The following is a 2,115-nucleotide window of genomic DNA, read 5'->3' as shown; positions in this document are numbered from 1 at the left end:
GCAGCATTTTGTCTGCCGCCTTGTCCATTTTGTTGCCCGCGCCTTCAATGGTTTTGAAGCTGGCTTCTTTGGCAGCGGTGGCATCCAGCAAGGCGCGGGCTTCTTGCAATTGCTCGGCGGTTGCGCCCGCGTTTTTCAAATCCATCAGCTTGATTTCAGCGGCAGATTTGCCCACGCGCTGCAATTCTTGGCGCAAGTCTTCCAAGGTTTGATTGACCTTGTTCTGCTTCTCTTGCAGCGCCACGGCGATTTGCAAGGCTTCCACTTGTTTTAACTGCGCCGCGCTCGCGCCTTGCATGGCTAATTTCATACGCTCGGCTTCGTCGCTGGTAGCGGCGTAGGATAATTTCAGCTTCTCTTGCAGGCTGTTGATGCTGCTTTCTACCGCTTCGCGCGTTTTGCTAGCAGCGGTGGCGGCGGCTTGCGCTTGGGTGTATTTATCCAGCTCGCGCGTGGCAGCCTGAAAATCTTGCTCAATCTGCTTGGATGCCTGCGCCAAATCTTTACTGATTAAATCCTGCTTGTCGCTGCCCGTGTATTGCGCATACGATTTTTCAATCTCGGCGCGGGCTTTGATGATGGCGGCGGCTTTTTCCTGTTCCAAGCGCAGTTTTTCCAGCTGCTCCTTGCTTTTTCCCAGTTGCTCGTTTTGCTCGGTGTATTTAACCACGCTGTCGGACAACGATTTGCGCAAATCATCCAGCTTGGTGTTCTCCGCTTTGTAGGCGGCAACGCTGCCTGCTTGGGCGATTTTTTCGGCGGTGGATTGCTGCGTGTCGCCCAAAGTTTCTTGCAGCTTCTGCGCCACTTTCTGCTGTTCTTGCAGCTTCTGCGTGGCTTGGTCTATCGGGTGCAGCCAATCGTATAGCTTGGTGCCGATGCTTTCGGTTTCGTTATCCAGCCCAACCAAGCTGTTTGCCATGCCATAAATCCAGTTGTCCGCGCTTTTGCCTTGCGCGGCTTGGATGGCGGCGGCAAGCCCCGTAAAGCCCGCCGCCACGGCAGTTAAGCCCAACGACCATTTGCCCAGCCCTGCCGCCACAGGCGTGCCCGCAAAGCTGCGCAGCGATGCCGCGCTCACCCTTGCCGATGCCGCCAACACGCGCAGGCTGCCTGAAAATCCCGTTACCTGCAAACCGGCAATCTGCGCCGCCGTGCCTGCGCGCGAGATTGCCACCGCGTTGCTGCCGTTGGCAATGGCAGATGTGGCGGCGGCTTGGCGCAAGGCGATGTGCGCGGCGACGTTTTGTGCCATAGACGCGGCAGACGTTACCAGCCAAGATACCAGCTTCACGCCCGCCCATGCGGTAAGCAGCGTTACCACGGGCTTGATGTTGTTCGCCAGCAAATTCAGGCTGCCTGAAAGCACTTTTGCCGCGCCCGATGATTCGCCCGACTTGCCGATAAACTCCACCAAGCGGGTTTTTAAATTGACCATGCTTTGCGAAATGGTTTTATCAGTCTTGGCAAAATCATCATCCACGCTTTTTGCCGCGCGTTGCAAGGCTTTCACCAACACATCGGCGGTGAGCTGCCCTGTGTTGGCAAGGTTGCGCAGCTTGCCAACGGGCACATCCAAGCCCTTGGCAATCGCAGCGGCAAGACCGGGAGCGTTTTCCATCACCGAGTTAAACTCTTCGCCACGCAGCGCGCCCGAAGCCAACGCCTGCCCAAACTGGGTTAGCGCTGCGCTGGCGCTGGCGGCGCTCGCCCCGCTTACCGCGATGGCTTTATTGACCGTTTCGGTGATGCCCAGCGTGTCTTGCTGGCTGATGCCCAGTTGCTTGGCGTTGGCAGCAAAACGCTGATACACGCTCGCCACGCCATCCAAATCCTGCCCTGTGCGCGTGGCAATATCCAGCAGCGCAGTTTGCGCGGTTTTCAACTCTTGGCTGGATGCAGTAACCAGTTTCAGGCGGTTGTTAAACTCCGTCCACTTGTCCATCATCTGCGCAATGCCTGCCACGCTGCCGATGCCGATTGCGGCGATTGCGGCGTTGCCCAACGAACTGCCGCTGCTGAGGTTGATGCGCTCGTGAGCGGCAATCAAGTTTTGCATGGCGTGCGCTTGGCGGATTTGCGCGGCGGTTGCACCGTTGCTGCGCAACTCCATAA

The 2,115-nt window shown here is 57.5% G+C and carries 1 protein-coding gene; it reads right to left on the bottom strand.

Annotation, left to right across the window (positions count from 1 at the left end; genetic code table 11):
* A partial coding sequence (locus tag JDW22_RS11795) for a tape measure protein (protein ID WP_200523219.1) occupies nucleotides 1-2,115 on the bottom strand: 2,115 nt, incomplete at both ends.

Origin of the sequence: Kingella bonacorsii, assembly GCF_016623605.1 — a bacterium.
Taxonomy (GTDB): domain Bacteria; phylum Pseudomonadota; class Gammaproteobacteria; order Burkholderiales; family Neisseriaceae; genus Kingella_B; species Kingella_B oralis.
This window is presented reverse-complemented; position numbering and strand designations above follow the sequence as displayed.